Source organism: Bacillus sp. HY001 (assembly GCF_007558965.1).
In the GTDB taxonomy this organism is placed as follows: Bacteria; Bacillota; Bacilli; order Bacillales; family Bacillaceae_G; genus Bacillus_A; species Bacillus_A mobilis.
In genome coordinates, this window is the sequence record NZ_VLTE01000009.1 from 62,114 (window position 1) to 87,543 (window position 25,430).

The 25,430-nt window shown below is 35.9% G+C and carries 24 protein-coding genes; 6 read left to right on the forward strand and 18 right to left on the reverse strand.

Annotation, left to right across the window (positions count from 1 at the left end):
* Positions 1 to 10: 10 nt before the first annotated feature.
* The 5 genes from FOT98_RS07640 to FOT98_RS07660 form a co-directional block, all read right to left on the reverse strand.
* Positions 11 to 730, reverse strand: a complete 720-nt coding sequence (locus FOT98_RS07640) for a (Fe-S)-binding protein (RefSeq protein WP_061678849.1) — start codon at positions 728 to 730, stop codon at positions 11 to 13.
* Positions 731 to 898: 168 nt separating this feature from the next.
* Positions 899 to 1,588 carry a FadR/GntR family transcriptional regulator gene (locus FOT98_RS07645; protein ID WP_258958392.1) on the reverse strand — a complete coding sequence of 230 codons (690 nt, stop codon included), beginning with the start codon at positions 1,586 to 1,588 and terminating at the stop codon, positions 899 to 901.
* A 210-nt stretch (positions 1,589 to 1,798) separates the two neighbouring features.
* The gene (locus FOT98_RS07650) at positions 1,799 to 3,199 is read right to left on the reverse strand and encodes a sensor histidine kinase (protein WP_063261885.1); all 1,401 of its coding nucleotides are present in this window, start codon (positions 3,197 to 3,199) and stop codon (positions 1,799 to 1,801) included.
* Positions 3,200 to 3,202: 3 nt separating this feature from the next.
* Positions 3,203 to 3,874 (reverse strand): response regulator transcription factor, encoded by a 672-nt coding sequence (locus FOT98_RS07655; RefSeq protein ID WP_000049878.1) that lies wholly within the window; start codon positions 3,872 to 3,874, stop codon positions 3,203 to 3,205.
* On the reverse strand, positions 3,867 to 4,841 hold the full coding sequence (locus tag FOT98_RS07660) for a YncE family protein (protein ID WP_063261884.1): 975 nt from the start codon (positions 4,839 to 4,841) through the stop codon (positions 3,867 to 3,869). The genes FOT98_RS07655 and FOT98_RS07660 overlap by 8 nt, the downstream gene beginning before the upstream one ends.
* A gap of 136 nt (positions 4,842 to 4,977) precedes the next feature.
* Between FOT98_RS07660 and FOT98_RS07665 the strand changes: the two genes are divergently transcribed.
* From FOT98_RS07665 to FOT98_RS07680, 4 genes are all read left to right on the forward strand, one after another.
* Positions 4,978 to 6,093, forward strand: a complete 1,116-nt coding sequence (locus tag FOT98_RS07665; protein ID WP_063261883.1) for a CdaR family transcriptional regulator — start codon at positions 4,978 to 4,980, stop codon at positions 6,091 to 6,093.
* Positions 6,094 to 6,210: 117 nt separating this feature from the next.
* Positions 6,211 to 7,623 (forward strand): glycolate oxidase subunit GlcD, encoded by a 1,413-nt coding sequence (glcD, locus tag FOT98_RS07670; RefSeq protein ID WP_063261882.1) that lies wholly within the window; start codon positions 6,211 to 6,213, stop codon positions 7,621 to 7,623.
* Positions 7,620 to 8,948, forward strand: a complete 1,329-nt coding sequence (locus tag FOT98_RS07675; protein WP_063261881.1) for a (Fe-S)-binding protein — start codon at positions 7,620 to 7,622, stop codon at positions 8,946 to 8,948. Before glcD ends, FOT98_RS07675 begins: the two co-directional genes overlap by 4 nt.
* A 451-nt stretch (positions 8,949 to 9,399) precedes the next feature.
* Positions 9,400 to 10,215, forward strand: a complete 816-nt coding sequence (locus FOT98_RS07680; protein ID WP_144290987.1) for a CAP domain-containing protein — start codon at positions 9,400 to 9,402, stop codon at positions 10,213 to 10,215.
* 40 nt (positions 10,216 to 10,255) lie between these two features.
* Here FOT98_RS07680 and FOT98_RS07685 read toward each other — a convergent pair whose 3' ends face one another.
* From FOT98_RS07685 to inhA1, 11 genes are all read right to left on the reverse strand, one after another.
* Positions 10,256 to 10,861, reverse strand: a complete 606-nt coding sequence (locus tag FOT98_RS07685) for a DUF1648 domain-containing protein (RefSeq protein WP_063261879.1) — start codon at positions 10,859 to 10,861, stop codon at positions 10,256 to 10,258.
* A gap of 91 nt (positions 10,862 to 10,952) precedes the next feature.
* Positions 10,953 to 11,876 (reverse strand): RluA family pseudouridine synthase, encoded by a 924-nt coding sequence (locus tag FOT98_RS07690; RefSeq protein WP_063261878.1) that lies wholly within the window; start codon positions 11,874 to 11,876, stop codon positions 10,953 to 10,955.
* A 99-nt stretch (positions 11,877 to 11,975) separates the two neighbouring features.
* Positions 11,976 to 12,392, reverse strand: coding sequence for a hypothetical protein (locus FOT98_RS07695; protein ID WP_000490295.1), 417 nt, complete (start codon positions 12,390 to 12,392; stop codon positions 11,976 to 11,978).
* Positions 12,393 to 12,493: 101 nt separating this feature from the next.
* Positions 12,494 to 14,686 (reverse strand): MMPL family transporter, encoded by a 2,193-nt coding sequence (locus FOT98_RS07700; RefSeq protein WP_063261877.1) that lies wholly within the window; start codon positions 14,684 to 14,686, stop codon positions 12,494 to 12,496.
* Between the two features lie 110 nt (positions 14,687 to 14,796).
* Positions 14,797 to 15,444 carry a phosphatase PAP2 family protein gene (locus FOT98_RS07705; RefSeq protein WP_063261876.1) on the reverse strand — a complete coding sequence of 216 codons (648 nt, stop codon included), beginning with the start codon at positions 15,442 to 15,444 and terminating at the stop codon, positions 14,797 to 14,799.
* 59 nt (positions 15,445 to 15,503) lie between these two features.
* A complete protein-coding gene (gene potD / locus FOT98_RS07710; protein WP_063261875.1) occupies positions 15,504 to 16,553 on the reverse strand; it encodes a spermidine/putrescine ABC transporter substrate-binding protein PotD in 1,050 nt (349 codons plus the stop codon).
* A 38-nt stretch (positions 16,554 to 16,591) separates the two neighbouring features.
* Positions 16,592 to 17,392, reverse strand: coding sequence for a spermidine/putrescine ABC transporter permease PotC (gene potC, locus FOT98_RS07715; protein WP_000714199.1), 801 nt, complete (start codon positions 17,390 to 17,392; stop codon positions 16,592 to 16,594).
* Between the two features lie 6 nt (positions 17,393 to 17,398).
* A complete protein-coding gene (gene potB / locus FOT98_RS07720; RefSeq protein WP_000715495.1) occupies positions 17,399 to 18,247 on the reverse strand; it encodes a spermidine/putrescine ABC transporter permease PotB in 849 nt (282 codons plus the stop codon).
* Entirely contained in the window at positions 18,244 to 19,227 is a 984-nt protein-coding gene (potA, locus tag FOT98_RS07725; RefSeq protein WP_000720323.1) for a spermidine/putrescine ABC transporter ATP-binding protein PotA, read from the reverse strand. Before potA ends, potB begins: the two co-directional genes overlap by 4 nt.
* Before the next feature lie 236 nt (positions 19,228 to 19,463).
* The gene (locus FOT98_RS07730; RefSeq protein ID WP_063261874.1) at positions 19,464 to 20,831 is read right to left on the reverse strand and encodes an aldehyde dehydrogenase; all 1,368 of its coding nucleotides are present in this window, start codon (positions 20,829 to 20,831) and stop codon (positions 19,464 to 19,466) included.
* 171 nt (positions 20,832 to 21,002) lie between these two features.
* A complete protein-coding gene (inhA1, locus tag FOT98_RS07735) occupies positions 21,003 to 23,390 on the reverse strand; it encodes a M6 family metalloprotease immune inhibitor InhA1 (RefSeq protein WP_063261873.1) in 2,388 nt (795 codons plus the stop codon).
* 342 nt (positions 23,391 to 23,732) lie between these two features.
* On the opposite strand from inhA1, the gene FOT98_RS07740 reads away from it, so the two are divergent.
* On the forward strand, positions 23,733 to 23,867 hold the full coding sequence (locus tag FOT98_RS07740) for an anti-repressor SinI family protein (protein ID WP_000276217.1): 135 nt from the start codon (positions 23,733 to 23,735) through the stop codon (positions 23,865 to 23,867).
* A 79-nt stretch (positions 23,868 to 23,946) separates the two neighbouring features.
* Entirely contained in the window at positions 23,947 to 24,270 is a 324-nt protein-coding gene (locus FOT98_RS07745) for a helix-turn-helix domain-containing protein (protein ID WP_060630023.1), read from the forward strand.
* A gap of 72 nt (positions 24,271 to 24,342) precedes the next feature.
* On the opposite strand, the gene calY is transcribed toward FOT98_RS07745, so the two are convergent.
* Together calY and FOT98_RS07755 are read right to left on the reverse strand one after the other, a co-directional pair.
* Entirely contained in the window at positions 24,343 to 24,936 is a 594-nt protein-coding gene (calY, locus tag FOT98_RS07750) for a biofilm matrix protein CalY (protein ID WP_063261872.1), read from the reverse strand.
* 311 nt (positions 24,937 to 25,247) lie between these two features.
* Positions 25,248 to 25,430 (reverse strand): hypothetical protein (locus FOT98_RS07755; protein WP_186292096.1); only part of this gene is annotated, 183 nt, incomplete at its 5' end.

Sequence of the window (25,430 nt, forward strand, 5' to 3'; positions counted from 1 at the left end):
TGTTCCCCCTTCATGAGCGACTATTCAGTACCTCAGCAATATGCATTACTTTTATTTCTTTTCCTAAACGCTCAATACGTCCGCCAATGTTTAACAAACACCCACAATCTGCACCGATTAAATAATCAGCACCTGTTTCCATTGCACTATCTACCTTTTCATCTACCATTTGCTCAGAAATTGGAGTCATCTTCACTGAAAACGTTCCCCCAAACCCACAACAATTTTGCTCGTTTGGCAGTTCTCTCACAGTTAATCCTTTGACGTTTGATAATAAAATTCCTGGCGCCTCTTTTACTCCAAGCAGGCGTGTCATATGACAAGATTTATGAATAGTAGCGATCCCTGGTAAGCTTGCACCAACATCTGTAACTTTTAAAACATCTACAATAAATTGTGTCAATTCATATGTTTTATCAGCAACCTTTTGTGCACGTTTAGCCCACTTCGGATCATCTTTAAAAACATGCGGATACTCATGAAACATTGTCGCACAAGAACCAGATGGTGTAACGATATATTCTGCATCTTCGAAAGTTTCAATCATATGTTTCATCGCTTCTTTTGCTGCTTCTACATGGCCACTATTATAAGCAGGCTGACCGCAACAAACTTGTGCTTCTGGAAATTCAATTTCACAACCTAAACGCTCCAACACTTCAACTGTTGCTTTGCCGACGTTTGTTTCAAACATATCGACTAAACAAGTAACAAATAAAGTAACTTTCATAATTATTACTCCCCCTTTTTACAACTCCACCAACAAACATATGGTCATCAGATGACTGAGAAAAGAAGAAGTAGGCTCAACCATGGCCTATCCTCTCCCTCTTCTAAAGAAAACGCTTACTTAATCTCTCTCTATTTTATCAAAAAATTTGATTTTTAAAAGATTAAATTACGAATTTATATCGTTTTTACCTGTGACAATATGTTCTACATTTGTTAAATGATCTAGCATTGCTTGCTGCGCTAATTCTATATCTTGCTTTAAAACTGCATCATATATAACTTGATGCTCTTCTATAAGTCGTTCTGATGTTGTTTGTTCACCATATAAAATAATGCGTCTTGATTCACCAATTGTTTCAGCAATCATCTCTGAAACGTGATTCATGAGTTCAAGCAAAATGTTGTTATGCGAAGACTCCGCAATTCCCATATGGAACTGAAAATCTGCTTTTTCACCAGCCTTTTCATCTCCAATGCTCTTTGCCATTTCATCTAACCAATGCTTCATATTTTGCAAATTATCTTCCGTACGTTTTGCCGCAGCTGCTCGAACTGCCCCCACTTCAAGCACCTTTCGTACTTCTAATAAGTTCAAAATATCTTCTTTCTTCATTAATAATTTATTGTTTAATGATTTTGTTAATGAAGAAGAATCGAAATTCTTCACATATGTACCTTCTCCTTGTTTCATCTCAATTAGGCCCATTGCTCTTAGCGCACTTAACGCTTCACGAACAGCAGATCTACCAACTTGAAACTGCTCAGCTAATTGATGTACAGGAAGTAGTTTGTCACCAGGTTTTAACGTACCATTTTTAATCATTGTTAAAATAGCTTCAGATACTTCTTCGTAAATTTTTTTCGGTTTAATAGATTTGTACTCCAGTTAAATCACCTCAGTATCTTCCAAACAACAATTGAAACGATTTATAAGAACTTTGCATCATAACTATTTTAGAACGAATTGGTAAGAAGTACAAATGTTTTGTTCATAAAATCGTCAAATTTTTAATATTTATTTGATATTAATTTATATGTATTCATGAAGAAAAGCATGTCCTTCACGTTAGAACATGCTTTCTTCAAGTTGTATTTTTAATTTAATACTAACCGTCGTTCCATTCCCTTTTTCACTTTCAATTCGCCACTGTCCATCATGTATATGAACAATTTGTCTTACAATAGCAAGGCCTAAACCTGTTCCACCATGTTGACGACTTCTCGCTTTATCAACGCGGTAAAAACGTTCGCCAAGATTTTCTAAATGCTCTGTTTCAATACCGATTCCTGTATCTTTTATGTTCAATTCACAGTAATCATCTATCTGCATGAGCGTTATCATAATATCCCCGTTTGGATTTGTGTACCGTATCGCATTATCTAACACGTTATGAAGCACTTGTTGCATACGATCCTCATCAATCATTACAATGATTTCTGGATTTAAATTTGTTGAAATACGAATTTTCTTTTCTATAAACTTAATCTCATACGTATCTAACACATCTTCAATGAGTTGTGAAAAAACGATAGGTTGTTTCTTTAACGGAAAATGTTCACCTTCTAATTGTGCTAAATCTAATAAATCGTGAACGAGGCGCTGCATTCGATCTGCTTCTTTATGAATGAGCTGTGTTACTTTTTCCTGCTGCGGTCCCTTCGCTACACCATCTAAAATAGCCTCGCTATATCCTTTTATATAACTAAGCGGTGTTCTTAGTTCATGCGAAACGTTAGCTAAAAATTCCTTACGCTTTACGTCTTCTGTCTCTAAAGAATTTGCCATTTTATTAAATGCTTTTCCTAATCGTCCAATTTCATCTTCGGAAGAAATTGTAATTCGTTCTGAGAAATCTCCCGTAGCTAAATGATTTGCCACTCGTTCCATTTGCGAAAGCGGTCTCGTAATAGCGATAATAATTTTTCTACCAATCCATATTGTTAGTAAAGTCATAGCAAGTGCTAATGGCGCTAAAATAAGGCCCATATCATATATTAAGTCTTTTATACTTTTTAAAGGAATATAAGAATATACAATGCCAACTAACTTTTTATTTTCTAAAACGGGGATGACAACCCCCATAATATTACGGTCAAAATGTTCCTCATACCCTATCTTTGTCACCGTTTTTCCATCTAATAATGTTTGCCTGTCTCCTTCACTTATAAGAGAATGATGATGCACATCAAAAGGTAAACATGCGCTTAAATCACGTGGGTTTGATACGAAAAGAACGTCTGAACTAGATATTTGATCAAATGCTCGTACTTTCTCTTCAAAAGTTGCTATTCCTTCACGCTTATCATATTGCGCAGCAAGACCCTTCCCTTCCATTACTAATGAATCTTTTAAATTATCAACGTATAGCTTTTCATACGAATATAAAGATACAAAATAAAGAAAGGAAACTGTTACAAATACTGCACATACTACTGTCAACCAAAGCTTCTGTACCATCGTAAACATACGTTACACCTCAAATTTATAGCCTACACCCCAAACCGTTTGAATGTAGTTTCCACTTTCTCCAAGCTTCAAACGCATCGTTTTCACGTGCGTATCTACTGTTCTTGTACTTCCGGCATAATCATATCCCCATACCTTTTCCAGCAATTGTTCCCGGCTAAATACTTGTCCTGTATGTTGGCAAAGAAAATAGAGTAAATCAAACTCTTTTACTGTAAGAGAAATCGGCTCACCATCAGCTTCAATCTTCCTACTTTTTTCATTAATAAGGATTGGTCCAAACTGAATCTCCTCTTGTTGCTCTTGCTTTGTATAACGTCTTAGCACAGCTTCCATACGAGCAATTAGTTCTCCAGGACTAAATGGCTTTACAATATAATCATCTGCTCCCATACGTAAGCCGTTCACCCTATTCCACTCTTCACCTTTTGCTGTTAAAAATATAATTGGTACATCTGATGTTTTTCTAATTTCTTTACAAACTGAAAGTCCATCCATCTCTGGCATCATAATATCTAATACAACGAAATCATAATGATCCGTCTCTAATTTTTTTAGCGCCTCTTTTCCATTTTCAGCTTCTCCCCACTCGTATCCGAAATTATCTAAATACATTCCAACGAGCTGCCTCATATCACTTTCATCATCTACAACTAGCACCCTATATTTACTCATTGTTCTTCCCTTCCCTCTCTATGAGTTGAAACGGCCCTTTTCCGACTTTAATTGTTTGTTTTATTTTCAAATTCTTCATATCTATGACACACACTTCATCACTATCATAGCTTGCTACGTATCCTTCTGCTCCGCTCTTCAAAAATGCAAATGGGTTCGACCCTACTTCTGCAGAAGCTACCTCTTTATACGTGCTAACATCAAACTGTCTAAGCGTATTCGAACCGTGACTTAATGCATATACATACTTATTATCCTTCGTTATATTCACAGGCATAAACGGAGCATGTAAAGAACGTACCATTTCTCCGCTCTGCAATGAATATACTAATACTTTTTCATTGACTTGATTTCCATCACCATGTCCGCCAATCCATATTTCTTTCCCATCTGGGCTAATTGTCGCTCCTGTTGATGCTGGGGGAATCATAAAGGATTGTATCACTTCTTTTTTCTTTGTATCAATTGTCGTTAGCTTCGTATCATAAAAGTTTAATACAGATAACTGGTTATGGTACTCTACCATCGTTATCGGTCCTTTTCCAGTTGACACACTCCCTGTCTCTTTCCCTTTTATCGTAAAGAACCTTACCTTTTGGGCAGTTTGATCGGCAGCAAATAATTGCTTTTTATCTTCGGATACAATCACATTTACAATGCCTTTTCCAGTTTTATACTTGTCCACTTGCCGTCCCTCTGCTAGTGAATATACATACATGTACTCTAACTGCTTGCCATATACAAGTATATCCTCGCCGTTTGGAAGTAGTGCAACTCCTGCCATTGGTTCATTAAGTTCCCATGTCGTAATTAACTTTTTAGTTTGTTTATCAACAAAACTGATACTACCTTCTTTTATATTCGTTGTTATCATAACACTTTTATCTTTAGCAATCGGTGTATATGTACTTCCTTGACACCCTACTAATAGAAATAAAAAACAGAGAAGAAAAACATACTTTCTCAAAAGATTCCCTCCATCTTCGGATGATTTCGTTATAATTGTAAAATAACAAATAAATGTGTGGAAAGTGTGAAATTTTCCTTTCTTACTTCATTTACATATATAATGTACAACAAATAGAATTTGAGGTGTGCAAATTATGCTTTTTCCTGATTTAGCGAATAAAATTGTACGAGAAGTACGCAGACTAATTAAAGAAAATATTATTATCATTAATATAGAAGGCGTTATTATCGCAAGTACAGATGTAGAAAGAATCGGTCAGTTTCATGAAGGCGCACTCCGATGTGCAAAACAAAAGAAAACTGTCATTATTACAAAAGAAGATGAACGACGTTTGCAAGGCGTAAAGGCGGGTATGAACCTCCCCTTACTATTTCATGACGAAGTAATTGGTGTCATTGGAATTACAGGCGAACCTGAAAACATTTCACAATACGGAGAAATATTACGTAAAATGACTGAACTACTCATTCATGAAAACTACTTTTTAGAACAACTAGAACTTGAACACCGTTCTTATGAAGCGTTTGTCTTTGATTGGCTTCAAAATACAGACTGGTCTCCAAGCTTTCTCGATCGCGCAAAAACACTTGGTATTGATTTATATAAGAAGAAACAACTTATTTTGTTCTCTATCGATCAAAATGACACGATGCTTCAGCGTAAAATTTGGCAACACGTACGCAATCTATTAACAAAGGAGCATCTATTTGTTCGCTGGGGAAATGATCGATTCATTTTATTTACAGCCACAAGCTCCAAAGAACAAACGTATCAATTTTTAACACGATTAAAACAAGACTGTGAAAATTCGTTTTCTATTCCTTTATATATCGGGATTGGACAGTCCGTTACGCCAAGCAATATGAACTTATCGTACGAACAAGCATTGCAAGCTCTTTCCGTATCACTTGAAACGAAACAAATTGTATTTAATGAAGATTTACGTTTAGAAATGTGCTTACAAGATATTTCTGCAGAAACGCGGGATCAGTTTCTAAGGCGCACGATTGAAAACTTACTATCATCTCCTGAGCTTATGCACACTTTACGCTTATTTATCGATTATAACCAATCCTATAAACAAACAGCTGAACAATTACATATACACATTAACACATTGCATTACAGACTTAAAAAGGTTGAGGAGCATACAGGACTTGATCCGAAACAATTCAAAGACTTACATATTCTATACTTCTCGCTCCTCTTATTAGATAATCATACAAAAAAGAACGATAAAATAGAGTAATCTTCAGATGATTATACATAGAAAGAATCCCCCAACTTTTTTATCATTATAATGAAAGCACTGTGACAACGTTTTTTATAATGACTAAATACGTTAACAGTTTGAGGGGGATTTCCAATGTTAGAAAAGCAAATTATTCATTCATTCGTATCCATTGTTGGCGAAGATAATGTAGATACATCCAATATGGGGCGTTTAACGTATAGTTATGATGCCACTCCAAACTTCCAAGCAATGCCTGATGCTGTCATTGCTCCTCGTAATACAAATGAAGTAGCAGAAGTGTTAAAAGTATGTAACACTCACAACATTCCTGTATATGTTCGTGGCTCTGGAACAAACCTTTGCGCAGGAACATGTCCACTTGAAGGCGGTATCGTCCTTATCTTCCGTCATATGAATAACATTTTAGAAATTGATGAAGAGAATTTAACAATCACAGTACAAGCTGGTGTGATTACGCTTGATATTATTAAAGCAGTAGAAGAAAAAGGTTTATTTTATCCACCAGATCCAAGCTCGATGAAAATTTCTACAATTGGCGGTAACATTAATGAAAACTCAGGTGGCTTACGCGGATTAAAATATGGCGTAACACGTGATTATGTGATGGGTCTTGAACTTGTCTTACCGAATGGCGATATTATTCGCACTGGTGGTAAATTAGCAAAAGATGTAGCTGGTTACGATTTAACTCGGTTATTTATCGGTTCTGAAGGAACACTTGGTGTCGTAACAGAAGCAATTTTAAAACTTGTTCCTATGCCTGAAACGAAGAAAACGATGCTTGCGCTCTATGAAGATATTAATGAAGCTGCTCGTGCTGTTTCTTCTATTATTGCAAATAAAATCATTCCAGCGACACTTGAGTTTTTAGACCAACCGACAATTGAAGTAGTAGAAGAGTTTGCTCAAATCGGTTTACCAACTGACGTAAAAGCAATTTTATTAATTGAGCAAGATGGTCCGCCTGAAGTTGTCAATCGAGATATTGAAAAAATGGCTAACGTTTGCCGCTCTATGAATGCAGTTGATGTTCGCGTTGCAAAAGATGAAGCAGAAGCAGATGCGCTTCGGACAGCTCGCCGTAGTGCACTATCAGCACTTGCAAGATTAAAGCCTACTACAATACTGGAAGATGCAACGGTACCACGTTCACAAATCGCTCCAATGGTTGAAGCGATTAATGCCATTGCAAAAAAATATAATATTCCTATTTGTACGTTTGGGCATGCTGGCGATGGCAACCTACACCCAACTTGTATGACAGATGCTCGTAATGAAGAAGAAATGCACCGAGCTGAACAAGCTTTTGCTGAAATATTTGCGAAAGCAATTGAACTTGGCGGCACGATTACTGGTGAACATGGTGTTGGTGCGATGAAAGCTCCTTATTTAGAAATGAAATTAGGTAAAGAAGGTATTGCAGCCATGCAAGGAATTAAACAAGCCTTCGATCCAAATAACATTATGAATCCTGGCAAGATGTTCGCGAAAGACACTCGCAAAAGAGTGGTGGTTGAACGATGACAACATTAAATAAAGAAAACATTCAAAAAGAATTTAAAGAAAGATTAAGTGAAGATGAACTACTAAACTGTATGCGATGCGGTTTCTGTTTACCTACTTGTCCTACTTATATTCAATCTGGATATAAAGAATCACATTCACCACGAGGACGTATTGCATTAATGAAAGCAGTCGTTGACGGTTTAATTGAGCCAGATGAAGATGTTGAAAACACATTAAATGTTTGCCTCGGCTGCCGCGCTTGTGAACCTGTTTGTCCATCGGGTGTGAATTATGGACATTTGTTAGAAGAAGCTCGTGATATTATAAATCAAAACAAAAAATTCTCGGTGCCAGTGAAAGCTGTTCGTAAAGTCGTTTTTGAAGGACTATTCCCGCATCAAAATCGAATGAGAACATTAACAGGGTTAATCGGATTTTACCAACGTTCCGGTTTACAAACGCTAACACATAAAACAGGAATTATGAAGTTATTCCCTGAAACACTTGCAACGATGGATCTCGTTTTACCAAAAGTTCCAAAAATGAAAGAAATGAAAGATCGTCCTGCATTTTTACCTGCTGAAAGTACAAAAAAGAAACAAGTTGCATTCTTCACGGGCTGTTTAATGGATACGATGTTTTTAGAAACAAATAATGCAACGATGAAACTTCTTCAGTTAGCTGGTTGCGATATCGTTATTCCGAAAACACAAAGTTGCTGCGGGGCATTACATGGACATGCTGGTGAGAAAAGTGGAGCAAAAGAATTAGCGAAACGTAATATAAAAGCCTTCGAAGATTTAAACATCGACTATATCATTACGAATGCTGGTGGTTGCGGAGCTTACCTCGTAGACTACGATTATCTTTTAAAAGACGATCCACAGTGGGCTGAACGTGCGAAGCAGTTTGTTTCTAAAATTAAAGATATTACTGCTATTCTAGTAGAACTGGATTTCCATAAACGGAATGACTTACGACTCACACCGCAAATTATTACGTATCAAGACTCTTGTCATTTACGCAATGTTATGCGAACATCTTCAGAACCTCGTATGTTACTAGAAGCAATTCAAGGCGCAACATACCGTGAAATGAAGGATGCGGATCGCTGCTGTGGTTCTGCTGGTATTTACAATATTGTTCATTCAGAGTTATCCATGGAATTTCTAGATTATAAAATGGATCGCGTGCATGAAACAGAAGCAGCAACTATTGTTACTGCAAATCCAGGTTGTTTATTACAAATGAAATTGGGCATTGAGCGAGAAGGTCTTTCTCATAAAATGAGAGGCATTCACATTGTAGATTTATTATTAGAAGCAATTGAAACCAACTCGTAATAACTCGTAACATACGTAATAATAAGAAAACGGCTATCTCCTTCGTCTACGTAAAGAGATAGCCGCTTTTTTGTCTTCTACAACATTAAAAATATGTTACTTTATTATAAAAAAGAACGACAGGAATATTACAGTTTTGTAAATTATCATCCAGTTAATTCCTAAAAAAAACGCTCTAACCGTTGCTACAAAAGCATTCTTCTTTTTTTCTTTAGGTAGATTTAACCAAAAAAAACTTTTAAGACCAAGTATACAAATGCTGAAAATTCCTTTTATACTCTATGTTTCTCTGATTCTCCCCCATTTCCCCTCTTAGGATAAATTAGGTAAATTTTAAGTCTATGAATTTTTTTCCATCTTTTTTCTCGCAAAATCTATGCTACGATGAATTTGTCAGTTAGACGGCTGGCAAAAAATAAATAAAAACATAGACAATATGGGGGCAAACATTATGAAAAAACGTGTTCTATTATCTGTAGCTGCTGCAACAGCACTTACTTTAGGAGTATCTTCTTTAGATGCACAAGCTGCAACAGTACAACCATCTAACATAAAGGTTCAAAATATTCAGCATTCTAAAGTGATGATGAAGCAAATGAGCCAACAAGAATTACAAGCATTCTTACAATCTATGGGAGTTGAGTCATTCGCACAATGGCAACAAGGAAACTTCCAACCAAACTGCTATATTCCTGGTCAACAACCTAATGGAAATGTTGTAACTGAACAACCAACAGCTAAACCAGTAGCTCCAAAGCCTACTGAACAAAAACCTGTTGAGCAAAAGCCTGCTGAGCAAAAACCTGCTGAGCAAGTTCAAAAACCAGAAGCTCAAAAACCAGCTGAACAAAAACCTGCTGAGCAAAAGCCTGCTGAAGAAGCAAAATCTTTAAGCGAGTTCGAACAACGTGTTGTTGAATTAACAAACGCTGAGCGTACAAAACAAGGCTTACCAGCATTACAAATCGATAATGAATTAAGCAAAGTAGCACGTATTAAATCTGAAGATATGCAAAAAAATAACTACTTTGATCATAATAGCCCTACTTACGGATCTCCGTTTGACATGATGAAGAAATTTGGTATTTCTTATAAATCTGCAGGTGAAAACATCGCTCAAGGCCAACGTACACCTGAAGAAGTAGTACAAGCTTGGATGAACAGTGCTGGACACCGTGCAAACATCTTAAATAACGGCTTCACTCACATCGGTGTTGGCTATGTAGAAAGCGGCAACTACTGGACACAACAATTTATTACGAAGTAAATAGATTAAAAGAGTCTTCTCATAATGAGAAGACTCTTTTTTACGTTTCATAACTTTCTATTATGTATGAGTACATTATGTAGAACATAAACAAAATAGAGCCACAGCTTATTACACTAAGTAACACGTAAAACCCCCACTTCAAGTCCAAAAACAGTGAAAACAATATACTACATGCCATCACTTGGAAAATCCGCCTACTCACTAAACGAATTTTTTGTAATTTAATTGGGTCTTTTTCCGTACTCTTAACTGTTTTAAACCCTTTACTAAGCATAAAAAGAAACATACTAATTCCAATCGTTAGTCCTGTCTGAAAGGATATCATACTTCCAAAATTAATAAAGAGAATGAGCATATGGATAAACAACATAAATAAAGTAATTGTTTTTATAAATCCATTTGTAATGACATGCTCGCCCTCATTAAACTTATATATATTATGTGAAATAATATACACGAATCCATGTAAAAAAATAATAAGACAAGGAATAAATGCTATAACAACTTGTTTACTCATAAACTCGTTCGGTGCACCATTTTCATTCCAATGTACTGCCATAAGGTTTGGTAAATATGGATAGAGGCATAGAGTAAATACAAGACAAGCGAAAAATATTCCGAGTATATATTTACATTTGACCAAGCGATTCTCACCTCTCTTTTCTCTTAACGGCTTCGCTTCTTTTAGAGAAATTCCTGCAAAAATCTACTTTTCTCAAATTTAAACTTATACTTTACGCATTCATTCTTTGAAATTCTTTCATTGTATTATTTAATTTTGCAGGAAATGGTACATCCACTTCGATCTCTTCTTTCGTAATGGGATGTAAGAAGTTTATCTTCATCGCATGTAATGCTTGCCCGGACATATATTGCGTTTGTCCACCATACAATACATCTCCAACTAACGGATTACCATGATAACTCATATGAACACGAATTTGATGTGTTCTACCTGTTTCTAATTGTAACGTTACGAGCGTAACATTTTGGTTTTTAAAATACTTCTCTACTTTATAATATGTGATTGCTTGGTCTCCCTTTGGAGAAACACGTCTTCTCGTCGCATGATGACGATCTCTTCCAATCGCTGCGTCAATGGTTCCTTGCTTACCTTTTACTTTTCCTTCCACAAGCGCCGCATATGTTCTTTTAATTTTTCGCTCCATTAATAAACGATCCATAATTGCACCAGCAATTCTATGTTTAGCAAACACGACACCACCTGTCGTATCTTTATCTAACCGATGAATATGACGAACCTTCGTCTCTAAACCTTGCATTTGAAAATGAAAGGCAACAAGGTTTGCAAGTGTTCCCATCCCACCTTTTTCAGCAGGATGTGTATCCATCTTCTCAGGCTTATTTACGATGAGTACGTGATCGTCTTCATATACTACATGTAATTCACCATATTCAGGCTCTACATCGTATTCTTCCTCCACAAACATATGCACTTGCAACTTATCGCCTTCTTTTAAAAGCTCATTCCATCTTCTTTGTTCTCCGTTAACGGTAACACCTTTCTCCATACGAAGCTGATGTAACAACTTTTTCGGTATTTCCCATTCTATTTTTAATAACGAATCAATACTTATGCCATTCCATTTCCCTGGAACAGTAATTTCGCACCATTCGCCCTTTTTCTTCGTTTCCATACTGTATCACCTTATTTCTATTGATTCTCTCATTGTAACGGAAAATACACTTTGATGCACCGTCAAAAATAGAGGACAGTCTTATAATAGACTGCCCCCTCATGCTCTACGTCTTTTCATTTCTTGCAATACTTCTTCGGCTTTTTGCTCATACGATAAATCTTTAAAGAAATCCGCCAATCTTTTATAATCATTATACGTATCTAATAAATCATCTATCTTTTCTACTTTCATCACTTGTTGTTTTTGCTTCATTTTTACTGGATAACGATAGCCCGATACTTCTTGTATTTTGTAATACTCATCCTCTACTTGAATGACCTTTACAAGTTCCTCCTCTTCCGCATCCATCGTATATCCATCAAAATCTCTCAGTAATTCATAAATAATATGAGTCCATTCATCTTTTGGATAAAATCCTTTTTCTAACCGATAACCGACAATGCGATACATATGCCCATCGTTTTCTGCAAACTGTACTGTATCATTTAGCTTAAACTTAAAATAACGAAACATTGCCTTCACCTACTTATATGTAATCTTCTTATCACATACTATTTGCAAAATGTAGGCCTTGCTATTCATAAAAAAATACTCATCTTATAGATGAGTATTTTTTACGATGATTTCTCTCTTTTCTTTCGAAATGGCAACCACCAGTTCCAGTCTCCAAACAATTTCATTAAACTTGGTACGAGCATAAGACGAATAATTGTTGCATCAAGGAATATCGCTAATGCAACGCCAAGCCCCATTTGCCTTACTGGTAGAATATCAGTAAAGGCGAACGCACCAGTTACAACAATCATAATTAACGCAGCTGATGTAATGATCCTACTTGTTGACACAAGTCCTTCTAACGTTGCTTGATCGTTATCTCCTGTTTCTTCATACAATTCATGAATACGTGAAATAAGAAAGACTTCATAATCCATGCTAAGCCCAAATACGAGACCGAAAATGAAGATTGGTAAGACAAATAGAACCGGACTCGCTTCTAAACCAAAATGCCCACCTTCAAATAACCAAACAACAATTCCGATTGTTGCACTTAAACTAAGTATATTCATAATAATTGCCTTAATCGGAATGAGTATAGATCGGAATGCAAATAATAATATAACAAAGGTCGATCCAAATATAACAGACATACCAATTGCAACTTTATCTTTAATTTCATCTTCTAACTCTTGTTGGAACGTCGTCATCCCACCTAAATAATACGTAACATCTGTTTCTTTATAATTTTGTTTAAAATCACGAACCCATTGTTTAGCAGTTTCAGTACGTGGTTTTGTTTTTAGAAAGACTTCTATCGTCGTCTTATTCCCTTTCGTATATGCTTCAAATACAGGAGCTAGTTTCGCTGCTTCTGGTGACTCTAACATTCCAGCAACTTGATCTGCTTTCATACCTGTTAACCCATCATATAAACTTCTTACTTCATGCACTTTCTTATCATCTTTTAACTTTTGAACGACTTCTTCAACCTTTTGTAAACTTTCTTTTTCTTTCATATCTTTTTTCGTCTCTACCACTAACGTAACATCAGCATGTGTTTTTGCCGTTTTATTAAATGCTTCTTCATACTTCTCATATGCAATTCTTGTATCGCTTTGTTTAGGTAGAGCTTCCACGTCAGGGAACTGCAAATTAGCTGTCCGTAATGGTAATAAGCAAATAACAATAAATGTTGTAACGACAATAATCATCGCAATTGGATGTTTCATTACAAATTGTGCAAATTTACGCCACGCCTTTGCCGGTGTATGTGCTACTTGATTCTTTTTTAATATTCGTTTCCCAATTAATGATAATAGCGCTGGAAGAAGTGTGAGTGAAAATAAAATACTCATAATCACAACAATCATTCCGCTAATTGCGACAGACTGAATATAATCGATCTTAAAGAAAAACAAACCGGATAATCCAACAAATACACATAATCCTGAAAATACGATTGCACGCCCTGCTGTCTGATATGTAATTGCTATCGCTTCTTTTACCGTTCGCTTTGCAACTTCCTCTCGAAAACGATTTACAAATAATAGTGCGAAATCAATAGATAAAGCAAGTCCAATCATCGGTGCAACATTTAACACAAAGATAGATAGTTCCTTATCGACACCTATAAAGTATAATATGCCCATCGTACTAATAACACTAAGTGCCCCATTTACAATTGGTAAAATAGATGCTAAAAGGCTACCAAATGAAAATAGTAATACGAGGAATGCAATCGGTAACCCAATCATCTCTGCTACTTTTAAATCAGTTTGCGTTCTTTCATTAATCTCTTGATTAATTTTTGGAAACCCTGTAGGCGTTACTTTTAACGCTACATTACTTTCCTTTTCGATTTTATCAGCAAATTGCAACGTCTTTTCCATTCGTTCCTTATTTGTTTTCCCAGAAAATAAAATTGTCGCATAGCCGATATCGTCTTGTAACATTTCTTTATTTTGCACTGGGTGATGGAAAGATTCATACGTCTCTTTCTCTTGTACATTTTTTACAATTCCCTCTACTTGCTTTTGAAATTCTTCATGTGAAACACCTTTATTTTTTTCAAAAACGAGTAACAACGTATCTTGAGACCTCTTAAAATCTTTATCTAAAATTTCTTTCGTTTTTTGATAGTCCCCTTCTGTTTGGAAACCGTCACCACCTAATACCCCTGGTAGCTTTGGAGCAAAAATACCAAGTGCAATCGCAAGCAATAGTAATGCTACAATTACTGTATAACGAAACTGATACAAAAAAGCTCCTAACTTCCCCCACTTATCTACTTTATGTACATTTGTCTTCACACATTTTCACCTACTTTAAATAATTCAATTGTCATTTATACTGTATCATATCTTCATACAAACAAAAAACGTCTAGAAACACTATAATGATAGTTTTTCTAGACGTTTTTTTATCTCTCTTTATTAAGCCCCAATCTCTCGGTAAGTAAACGATGACAATAAATCGCTATAATTAACAAAATACCACCTACGCAATAACCAGCTAAAATATCAGTTGGATAATGTACATTTAAAATAACTCTGCTTAACCCAATCGATACAATGACTATTCCCATCAAAATCGTTATAACATATTTCCCTGTTACACTCTTCAAATTTGCCGCAATGATATAAGCCAGAAACCCGAATGTCATAATAGATAACATTGCATGTCCACTAGGGAAACTATACCCAAGTGCATCCAATGCTTCATTTAACGACGGACGTTCTCTTTTCACAATTTCTTTTATCCCTTTATTCACAAGATGTGTTATTAAAATTCCCATTGGATACACGATCATCGCAGCATAATAACGTTTTCTCCAAAAAACAAGTAAACTTATAACGAGCGTAGTTACAATCCCAATGGCAGAGCCTAATTTTGTATAGTGTGAGAAAAATGTAAGTGAGTCTTCTGTTTGTAATCCTTTTGCTAATGCTCGGACATATGTATCCATCACTGTAACGCCACCCGCATGTACGCGCCAAGCAACAATGCCAAATACAGCAAGTAATAAAACGATACATACTACCTCATATTGATGCAACTTCTTTTTCAAGCGATTTCCTCCTACTATGAAAAAATGCGATTTCTATTTTAGAAACCGCATTTCCTTACTTATTTACCTTTTGTTTTTAACTCTGTCCAGTAACGATCATAGTCTTTTAGCTTATCGTCTACATCAACAAGCCATTCTGTACGATCTAATTCTTCTTTCGTTAAGAAGATCATGTGGTTTTCACGATATTCTTTACTATGAAGAGGATGAGCTTTTTCATTAGGATTACTGTATCCAATTGATTCGTAGTTTTTCACACTTACTTTTTCATCTAGTAAGTAGTTCATAAACTTCTCTGCAAGCTCTTTGTTTTTTGCACCTTTTGGAATTGCTAACGTATCAGCCCAAATTGTGCCACCTTCTTTTGGTACAACGTACTCTACATCTTTATTATCTTTTGCGATAAATGCTGCATCTCCAGACCAAACTGTTCCGATCCAAGCATCTTCTGTAATGAATTTTTGTTTAATATTATCTGTATCAAATGCTAATAAGTTTGGAAGCAGCTTCTTTAAATCATCTGCTGCTGTCTTTAACTGTGCATCATCTTTCGTGCTGTTTGAGAATCCATGCTTCTTAAGACCCATACCTAATACTTCACGAGAATCATTTAATAAAGTTACATGCCCTTTATATTTCTCATTCCATAGGTCAGCCCAGCTTGTAGGAGCTTCTTTCACATACTTTTTATTGTATGCAATCCCTGTTACGCCCCAAGTATATACTAAAGAATATTTATTCTCTGGATCAAACGCCGGTGTTTTGAAGTTAGAAATCATATTTTCGATATTCGGGATATTCTTTTTGTCTAACGGCGCTAATAAATCCATTTTCGCCATTGTTTTAACCATGTAATCAGACGGCTGAATTAAATCATACTTTGCGCCACCTGCTTGTAATTTCGCAAGCATTTCTTCATTACTTGCATACTTATCATAGTTAATTTTCACGTTATATTTCTTTTCAAAATCTTTTAGCACTTGCTCATCAAAATTGTCAGCCCAGCTATAAATGTTTAACTCTTCTTTCTTTTCACCACAACCAGCAAGTACACCAGCAACAAGGCTAAAGCTAATTGCTGCGCCGGCTAATCTTTTCATTAATTTCATCGATTTATTACCCCCTCGTACTTTCTATATCGTTCGTATTATAAAGGAAGGTGTCCTCCAGAGTTTTCCTCACCATCTGCACCTTTGTTACGGAAGATTTCAGATAGAACCATTAATCCTACGATAGCCACAATTAAAATTGTAGAAAGTGCATTAATTTCTGGTGATACTCCGCGCTTAACCATACTGTAAATATATAATGGCAATGTTGTTGATCCTGGTCCTGATACGAAGAAACTAATCACAAAATCATCAATTGATAATGTAAATGTTAATAATGCGGCTGAAATAACTCCTGGCGCAATTGCTGGGAACGTTACATAACGAAACGTTTGCCATGGCGTTGCTCCTAAATCATTCGCAGCCTCTTCTAAATCACGTCCCATACCAGAAAGACGTGCTGCTAAAATAACGACAACAAATGAAATACTAAATGTAATGTGCGCAATAATAATTGTTGTTTTGCCAAGCTCCATACCTAATTGACTAAATAAGATAAGTAAAGATAATCCCATTAAAATATCTGGAATTAAAATTGGTAAATACACAAGACCGTTAATAGCCCCTTCATAACGATATTTATAACGATGTAATGCAATCGCGAAAATCACACCAAGAACTGTCGTTACAATCGTCGTTACGATTGCAATCGTCATACTATTTACAAACGCATCAATAACATCTTGCTTTTGAAATAAATCTGTATACCAATGGAATGTAAAACCTTCCCATTCCGCATTAATGCGAGAATCATTGAAGGAATATACCATTAAAACCATCATTGGAAAATACAAGAACAATAAAATTAACCAAGAATAAGAAACTAAAAACTTCTTCATCTTTGCTTATTCCCCTCCGTTCCCATCATATTTATATACTTTCGTTGCACGATAATATAAGTAAATTAACAGAACAGAGAATAGAACAACAATCATAGATAACGCAGATCCAAACGGCCAGTCACGCGCTCCTAAGAATTGATTTTGAATTACGTTTCCGATTAATGCTACTTTCGATCCACCCATAACGTCTGATACAACAAACATTCCGATAGAAGAAACAAACACTAAAATAGAACCAGTAGCAATTCCTGACATTGTCATTGGTACTGTTACATTCCAAAATGCCTTTGCTGGTGTTGCTCCTAAATCATAAGCTGCTTCTAGCTTACGCTTATCAAGCTGCTCAATCGCTGCATACACCGGTAAAATCATAAATGGTAATAAAGAATAGACCATTCCGAGTATTACAGAAGGTGTATTATATAGTAAATTTAAAGGTTCACTAATAATACCTAGTTTCAATAGCAATGTGTTTACAAGACCTTGTGAACGTAAAATAACAATCCATGCGTATGAACGAACAAGGAAGTTAATCCAAAACGGGATCGTTGCCAATAATAAAAGAATGGAACGGTATTTACGATCAACAATTGTAATTGTATAAGCAAATGGATAACCAATTACTAAACAGATTACTGTTGTAATAACTGCAATCTTAACAGTTTCCCATAACGTTCCCATGTATAGTGGATCAAACACACGAGCTATATTCTCTAACGTAAATTGCATTTCCACTGTTCCGTATGCTCCGCGTTGCATAAAGGCAAATGCCAATACAAACAGAAGGGGAATTAGGAAGAAGATTAACAGCCACGCAACTGTAGGTAGTGCGAGTAATTTCCCTTTTTTCAATTTAAGGTCACCTCGTCCTCTTGCTCCCAGCCTACGTATACATTATCTCCAATGCTCCACTGCGCTGCTTCTTCAGCAGTTTGATATGCCATTAGTAATTCTGATGTTTTCTCGTCACGTACATACAGCTTTTCCATATTTCCAACAAACTCAACGTCTTCAATATGTCCAAGATGGTATTCTTTTAAAATCGGTTCTTCAACCGAACGTACCTTTACGTTTTCAGGGCGAATTGCTACATAGCCTTCCCCGTTTTTCACAATATTATTTTCACCGATAAATGTCGCAACGAACATTGTTTTCGGCTTATTGTAAATTTCTTTCGGCGTTCCAATTTGTTCAATATGTCCTTTATTCATAACGACAATACGATCACTCATACTCATCGCTTCTTCTTGATCGTGCGTTACGTATATGAACGTAATTCCTAAATTACGTTGTAAGTTTTTCAATTCACGTTGCAAATCTTTTCTTAACTTAAAGTCTAACGCCCCAAGTGGCTCATCTAGTAATAATACACGCGGATTATTTACAATCGCTCTCGCAATTGCTACACGCTGCTGCTGTCCACCAGAAAGCTTTGCAGGTTTACGATTACGGAACTCAAGTAACTGCGTTAAACGCATTGCCTCTTCAGCACGCTCTTTCTGCTCTGCTGCCGGTACTTTCTGCATTTTCATACCGAAACAAATATTTTTCTCCACATTCATATGTGGGAATAGCGCATAATGTTGGAACACTAAGTTCATATGACGCTTATATGGCGGCAAATCGTTAATCTTTTCATCATCTAATAAAAGATTCCCTTTAGTTGGCGTTTCAAAACCTGCGATCATACGAAGTAACGTTGTTTTCCCGCAACCACTCGGCCCTAAAATCGTTAAAAATTCCCCTTCTTTAATGTCTAAAGAAAGAGGTGGGATAATCACTTGATTTCCAAAATGTTTTTCTACTGCTTCAACTTTAATAATCTTTTTCATTTTCCCGTCCTATCTACCTTAAATTTAAATTTTTATATTCATGAATAAATATTTATGTTCTATAGACTATTTTTTGTTTCGATCCAAACAAAAATGATTGTTTAGCAGCGTTCTCTTCTATTCTTTATGTAGTATGTTTGATTCATTTTCGCACGATACATGTGTCGAACAGAAAAACCCCTTCCATTGCGAAGGGGCTATTATCATACGGCTACGCCTACTGATAAACACCATCATCATTTTAACAACTTTCGTATGAATTTTAAAGCACTTTTTGTAGAAGAGTAACGAATTTTCATATCGAATGCCGTAGATTGGGCTAAAATGCTTTTATAATGTGAAAAAGTCCGAAAACTTTCTTCCCCATGATAACTACCTAATCCACTACTTCCGACGCCTCCAAAAGGTAAATATGGCGTTGCAAGATGATAGACAACATCATTAATACAGCCTCCGCCATATGAAATATTACTCGTCACTTTCTTTTGTACTTTTTTATCTTCAGAAAATACATATAACGCTAATGGCTTCGGATGTTGCTGAATTGTGCCAATTACCTCTTCTATGTTGTCGTATTCTATAATTGGTAAAATCGGACCAAAAATTTCATCTTCCATAACAGTACTTTGCCATGTAACATTCGTTAACACTGTTGGTTCTATATGTAACGTTTCTTTTTTATAGTTCCCGCCGATTACCGTTTTACCATCTTTCAAAAATGTACATAAACGTTCAAAATGACGTTCAGTCACAATTCGTACATAATTGTCGTTGTTCAGTGGATTTTTTCCATACTGCTCCGCAATTTCGTATCGTAATGCCTCGATTAACTGTTCTTTCACCGAAGTATGCACATACATATAATCAGGCGCTACACACGTCTGCCCTGCATTTAAAAATTTCCCCCACACAATTCTTCTTGCTGTTACATCTATTTTTGCATCTTTATGTACAATACATGGGCTTTTTCCGCCAAGTTCTAACGTGAGTGGGGTCAACCGTTTCGCAGCTGCTTCCATCACAACTTTCCCAACGCCGACACTACCTGTAAAGAACATATAATCAAACGGTTCCTTTAACAATTCCGTACTCTCTTCTACACCGCCTTCTACTACCGCTACAAGCTCTTCTTGGAATAATTCCTCTAACATTCTCGTAAGCACTTTGGAAACATTTGGCGTTAGCTCTGACGGCTTTAAAACGATTGTATTTCCAGCTGCCAACGCTCCTACAAGAGGTGCAATTGCTAATTGAAATGGATAGTTCCACGGTGCAATAATAAGTGTCACACCGTACGGTTCAGGCACGACTTTCCCCTTTGATCCAAAATGGGTGAGTGCTGTTCGAACTCGCTTCGGTTTACTCCACGATGAAATATGCTTCAATTGAAAAGAAATTTCTTTTAATACATATCCAACTTCCGTTGTAAACGACTCATGAACTGACTTATTTAAATCTAATTTCAATGCCTGAAATATTTCTTCTTCAAAGCGCTGAATGCCTTCATAAAGCTTCTTCAAATTATTCTTTCTCACTTCTATACTTCTCGTATGGCCATTATAAAAATATGCCTTTTGTTTATTTACAATAGAAGAAACACTCATTCATTCACCTTCTCCCACTATTTTTATCCAATTCTTTCATTATTTATATAGACTTCATATATAATAAATTTCTATTCGTAAAGTTACATTATATATAATTTTTTCTTGTATATAAAATTCATTGCTCACAAAAAAACTACCGAAAGAAAATCTTTCGGTAGTTTTACTGTATTAACGATATAAACGAACAGCACCTGCAGAATTATCATCAGCTTGTCCTACTACTTCAAACTTCAGGCCAAGATTCGGTAAAATACGTCCTGCATCTGGAATCTGTTTATTAATATACGTTTTTGAATCATCAAACTTTGGTACGCCTGCTAAGCCATTATACGTATACGTTCCGCGCGTTGGAGATACAACTTTCCAAGCTGGCGTTTTATCGAATGAGAACGCCGCATCAGCGATTTGGAATCGTGTACTACTTGCCACTGTTGGTTTACCATTTAAATTTCCAACAATTGCTTCTGGATGAGAATCAACTACGCCAAGGAAACCATGTCCTGGATGTAAACCAACCCAGTTATCTGTATAAGCTGAGTCTGCATACCATACAACCATACCTGTGTTGTATTCTGGACCACGAGCATATTTCAATGCGTTATCTGAACCAGCATAGTTTCTCCACTCTACATAATAGTTGTGTTTTTTCTTCTCTGTTCCATTAGATACAGCGAATCCATCTAATTTGAACTGCGGTGTACCTTCTGCATCATCAGAGAATACTACTTTACCGTCTACATTTAGTGATGCATTATCAAGTAGGAAACCGTTTAATGCTAAACCACCATCTGTAATGTACTCAAATGTTAATTTTACTTTCTTACCTTTGAATTGGCTTAAATCGTATGATTTGTCAATCCATTTTCCATTTGTTGAATGTGCATTTCCACTATTTGCTTTCTCGCCAAGTTTTTCAATTAATGTTTTTTGGCCATCTTCTGTTACAGCATGTACTTCAAGGAAATCATACTCTGCTTCAATTTCATACAATGACTTGAAATCAAATTTCGCAGTCGTTGCATTTGTCAAATCGAATAGTGGCGTCTCCATTTTTGTATGAAGATTGTCACCTTTTGTGCTGTAGTAATACTGTTTACCAAAGGCTGGAGCAATTGTTTTTATATCTTTATCTGGTAAGTTAACACGAATCATACCTGGACGGTTAGATTTCGTAACACTTTGGTCTAAATATGTTGCTAGACCGATACCTTTATTTAATTTCTCGTAATCTACTTCTACGATATTTGCCCAATTACCACCAATTGTTTTTTGGAAAAACTCTTTATTTTGTGGTGAGAAACTTGTTGGCGTTGTTCCTGCAATATTACCAGCCCAGCTTCCGCCACTCATAACAGACCAAGCTTGAATTGGTTCACCGTCGCCAGTATAGTCTGTATCATACTCATCTGGAAGACCTAAATCATGACCATATTCATGCGCGAATACACCAACTGCGCCATCTTCTGGTTCAATTGTGTAATCGAATGCTGCAATCTTTCCGCCCCAATATGGAACTTTCGCTTGTGTGCCTTCAATTGGGAATGGTTTTGGTCCAACTGTCCAGCGATGTGACCAAATTGCATCGTCACCTAATTTACCGCCGCCAGCTTCTTGTCCAACACCCGCATGAATAATCATTAAGTGATCGATTAAACCGTCCGGTTGTTTTTGATTTCCATCGCCATTTACATCGTATTGGTCGAATTGGTCAAACTCTGATAAATCAATACCGCTATCTACAGCAGCTTTTAATGCATCTTTTACTAGATCACGTGGTCCTTTTGGTCCTTTATTATCATGACCTGTAGCAGCATCTGCACCGTAATCAGCAGCTTTACCAGGAACTGTTAACCATTTTGTAACTGTTCCGTCTACTGTATAACTACCGCCAGATTGCTCTTCGTAATATTGTTTAAACGTTTCGATTTTGCTGCCATCCTCTAATGCGAATGGCTCATTACCGAATAACATTTTTTCATAATGTTCTTTGTTAAAATCGTCAGTATACATATAACCAGGTTCTTTATCAATATTGTTATGTTTAAAGTCAGCGTACTCTACAAGTAAAACGAGTACTTTATCTTTACGAACTTCACCGTTATATTCTTTTCCCTTTGCTGGAGAAGTTGGTACTTTACCATTTAGACCACCCTTAACTGGGCCTGTCGCTGCAGGTGTTCCTGTTGCTGGTTTGTCTAACTTTTCTTTCGTATCTGCTTTCGCATCTTTCACTTTCTTTAAAAAGTCAGATGCTTCTTTCGTAAGTGGGTCCCCATTTGATACTTCTTTCCCAGGATTTTCACCCTTCTTGTTCTCTACATATTTTTCGACAGCTTTCTTTGTTTCTGTCTCTGAAGCTTTCGAATCAATTACCCCACGGTTTTTTAGCGCATTTGCTAAACGTTCTTCTGGAATTAAATGATCATCAACTGGGCTCGTAGCTGTCTTATTCACAGGTGTTTCAGCATATGCAGACTGGCCACCCGCTCCGAATGAAAGACCTAATACAGCTGTCAAAGCGATTGATGACAAAACTTTGAATGGTTTCTTGTTCATCCCTTATTTCCTCCCCTAATAAAAAATATGTATTACAAATTGAATTTTATTAAAAATTCAATATTTTTTCAATATTTAGTCATATTATGTAATGTTTTTAATATATTTGTAAAAATTCCATAGTTAGCATACGAATATATCACAATTCAACAATGTTTTCTGAAAATATTGAAAATATTTGTCAGAAACTTTATAATCGCCATAGAGGGAATTTAATGGGGATTTTATCTTTGTTTTATCTACAAAATATTTGATAATTCACTATATAAAACACAAAATGCAATTGCATTATCATATATTCTGTAGCAGCAGTTATGACCGATAATTAGGGAGGAATTACATTTGTACAAAGATAAGACTGACGCACTGGACCAAGAATGGATTGATTTAATACTTGAAGCTCTAGACGCTGGTATCGCCCTGCAAGATATCGAACATTTTTTCCAACGTATGAAGCCATCCAGTCAGGCTCAATAGGTTTGTTCTTTTTAACGAAGTTTATGTTATAATAATGACATCATAAGACGACGACATATTGATAGAAAGGTGCGCAAATATGATTGGAGAACGTATAAAACGCCTGCGCTTACAAAAAGGTATTTCATTAACTGAACTTGCCGAAAAAGCCGGTGTTGCTAAATCTTACATTAGTTCTATAGAACGAAATTTACAAAAAAACCCTTCCATTCAGTTTCTTGAAAAAATCGCAGCAGTTCTACAAATTCCAGTTGATACTTTACTTCATGATGAAACAGCAAAGGAAAATCACTTAGACTCCGAATGGACACAACTCGTTAAAGATGCAATGAGCTCCGGCGTCTCCAAAGAACAATTTCGTGAGTTTCTTGAATTTACAAAATGGAAGCAAGATCAAAAATAATAAATAGAAAGAAGTGCTGGTTGTAAGCACTTCTTTTTTTTACAAAAAAAAGCGGGGAATCCCGCTTTTTTATTATCTTTCAGTGCCTTCTTCTTGGTTAGCATTGAATGTCCATTCTAAATTCAATGAATCACCTTGGAAAATATTTTGCTCTTGTCCATTATCTACGAATTCAAACTGTACCCATAAATAGTCTTCTGTTTCTGGTAATAAACCACCATTCTCAGCCCATTCAGGAGCAAAGATATCTTTAGCTAAAACATCTGGATCCACATTTTGTAAATCTGCTAAAGTTGTTTCGTATACAGACTCACTTTGTTTATCCCAGTTCCAAAGGAATTTCACTTTAACGTGCTTACCAAAGTCTTCACCATTATTATCATTTTTTGCATCTTTCACAGTGTACTTTGTTGCTAATTTAACATCTTTAATTGTTAACGAACCACTGTTCTTTAATAAGAATTCTTTCTTAATAGAATCCCCTGGTTTTAAATTATCAATATTTACAAGCGTTTTAGGGTCTAATGTAAGATCTAACGTCCCAGCTGCAAATGTATTATTTGATACTTCTTTATCGCTAAAGTATGCAAACGTTCCTCCACCAATTAAAGATAACCCCAGTGCTGCTGATGCAACTCCCATACCTAATTTCTTTTTCAGACTCACAATCAATTCCCCCTAGCTGTTTTTTATATTTTTACCCCTTATTTTTCAATAAGGACCATAAAGAAAACTATATTAGCTTAGCTAATGTTCGTTCTCTTTTAAAAACCTTAAGTTCATTATAACGAACAACACTCTATAAATACAACTAATATTTATTAGTATTTTCAATTATTTTTATTTCTCAATATTATTTTGTTTTTTCTGAATTTATTTGTTTATATTTTAAGAAACGGAATGAGTGCGAGGTCAAATACTCCCTCACACTCATTTACATCATTTTTTCCATAACAGGAGTCCGTTTGTTCTGATGATTACTCATTATGATCAGTAGCCTTTTCATGAGTTCCTTGCTCAGGCTTTTTAGCTGTCTCTACTTGTTTCTGTTCTTCTACTTCCTTCTTCTCTTCTACCTTCTTCTGTTCTTCTGCTTTTTTCTCTTCTTCTACTTTCTTCTCTTCTACCTTCTTCTGTTCTTCTGCTTTTTTCTCTTCTTC

Excerpts from the sequence above, each read along its gene's own strand:
- FOT98_RS07640 (WP_061678849.1), bottom strand. The coding sequence starts at position 730 with ATGAAAGTTACTTTATTTGTTACTTGTTTAGTCGATATGTTTGAAACA.
- FOT98_RS07650 (WP_063261885.1), bottom strand. The coding sequence starts at position 3,199 with ATGTTTACGATGGTACAGAAGCTTTGGTTGACAGTAGTATGTGCAGTA.
- FOT98_RS07655 (WP_000049878.1), bottom strand. The coding sequence starts at position 3,874 with ATGAGTAAATATAGGGTGCTAGTTGTAGATGATGAAAGTGATATGAGG.
- FOT98_RS07665 (WP_063261883.1), top strand. The coding sequence starts at position 4,978 with ATGCTTTTTCCTGATTTAGCGAATAAAATTGTACGAGAAGTACGCAGA.
- glcD (WP_063261882.1), top strand. The coding sequence starts at position 6,211 with ATGTTAGAAAAGCAAATTATTCATTCATTCGTATCCATTGTTGGCGAA.
- FOT98_RS07675 (WP_063261881.1), top strand. The coding sequence starts at position 7,620 with ATGACAACATTAAATAAAGAAAACATTCAAAAAGAATTTAAAGAAAGA.
- FOT98_RS07680 (WP_144290987.1), top strand. The coding sequence starts at position 9,400 with ATGAAAAAACGTGTTCTATTATCTGTAGCTGCTGCAACAGCACTTACT.
- FOT98_RS07690 (WP_063261878.1), bottom strand. The coding sequence starts at position 11,876 with ATGGAAACGAAGAAAAAGGGCGAATGGTGCGAAATTACTGTTCCAGGG.
- FOT98_RS07695 (WP_000490295.1), bottom strand. The coding sequence starts at position 12,392 with ATGTTTCGTTATTTTAAGTTTAAGCTAAATGATACAGTACAGTTTGCA.
- potD (WP_063261875.1), bottom strand. The coding sequence starts at position 16,553 with ATGAAATTAATGAAAAGATTAGCCGGCGCAGCAATTAGCTTTAGCCTT.
- potC (WP_000714199.1), bottom strand. The coding sequence starts at position 17,392 with ATGAAGAAGTTTTTAGTTTCTTATTCTTGGTTAATTTTATTGTTCTTG.
- potA (WP_000720323.1), bottom strand. The coding sequence starts at position 19,227 with ATGAAAAAGATTATTAAAGTTGAAGCAGTAGAAAAACATTTTGGAAAT.
- FOT98_RS07730 (WP_063261874.1), bottom strand. The coding sequence starts at position 20,831 with ATGAGTGTTTCTTCTATTGTAAATAAACAAAAGGCATATTTTTATAAT.
- inhA1 (WP_063261873.1), bottom strand. The coding sequence starts at position 23,390 with ATGAACAAGAAACCATTCAAAGTTTTGTCATCAATCGCTTTGACAGCT.
- FOT98_RS07745 (WP_060630023.1), top strand. The coding sequence starts at position 23,947 with ATGATTGGAGAACGTATAAAACGCCTGCGCTTACAAAAAGGTATTTCA.